1 protein-coding gene is annotated in these 1,079 nt (G+C 42.0%); it reads left to right on the forward strand.

Going from position 1 to position 1,079, the window contains the following annotated elements; genetic code table 11:
* Nucleotides 1-450: 450 nt before the first annotated feature.
* Nucleotides 451-876, forward strand: a complete 426-nt coding sequence (locus BM082_RS24570) for a hypothetical protein (protein WP_074929008.1) — start codon at nucleotides 451-453, stop codon at nucleotides 874-876.
* Nucleotides 877-1,079: the final 203 nt, after the last annotated feature.

Below are 1,079 nucleotides of genomic sequence, written 5' to 3' on the forward strand. Positions count from 1 at the left end.
CAAATGTCACCTGTAGAGTATGAAAAGCAGTACGAAGAAAGGCTCAAAGGTGTCTACTGAGTCGGTGGCTATTCATACGTTTGTTATCAGGAAAATACCCAATTGGATTTATCCAATTCCATGAAGACTTTGCCTCTGTAACGTTGATGTGCAGGAGTGAACTGGTATCGCGTATGATTTCAAACTTTGGGTTGATTAAAGCGAGGGATTTTGAATTTTTCGTCACTTTACCGATACTCCCAAGCACTCTCCCTAGAGTCTACCCAGTACTAAATTTTCAGTATAGGGTTAGGGCATCGTCCTAAGAGAATGATGCTTAACAAGCAAATCAACGTGGACGTTTACTCGTGGCGCATTTTTCATAGAAACGCTGTGATTAAGGCGCTTCAATCAGTTTTGGCTAGTAAACGCCCGTTATTCGAACGTTATGTGTGCTGGGAGGATTCAGGTGTGAATTCAAGTTTAGGACAGTGTAGTTGTGGGGAAACGCGGGTCAAAATAAACCTCCCTGAAAAGTTGGAATACTATAGGCCAAGAGCATGTGACTGTGACTTTTGTGTCGCTAGAAATATTTCTTATCTTTCGCATCCAGATGGAGAGTTAGAAATAGAAAGTGTTAAGCCTCTTGAAGTACAGCGACAAGGCTCCGGTCAAGCAAGCTTTATTACTTGCAGTAGTTGTAAGTCGGTAATTGCAACTTCTTTACAACTTGAGAATAAACTGATTGGTGCTTTAAACTCCACGCTACTATTTGATTTTTCATTACTGCAAAAGTCTACTATTGCTTCTCCTAAACAACTAGGAGCAAGAGAAAAAGTTGAACGCTGGCAAACACTTTGGCTTAACATCTTGGTAAACGGTGTTAGCCGCGTATAACAAACCAATAAATTCGGACGCTTTTGTCACTGCGGAAGCTTTGTAAAGTGTCATTAATACATAGGATTAAAGCAGTTTTGGGCGGTTTGGTACGCGCCCGTTATTGCGACGCTGAAGGATCCCCTCATAATTCGCCCAACCCTGACGAATGTGTCAGCCTCTGATATTCGAGCATAGCCCACTGATATTGCTGCTCATTGATG

Origin of the sequence: Enterovibrio norvegicus DSM 15893 (assembly GCF_900115495.1) — a bacterium.
Classification (GTDB): Bacteria; Pseudomonadota; Gammaproteobacteria; order Enterobacterales; family Vibrionaceae; genus Enterovibrio; species Enterovibrio norvegicus.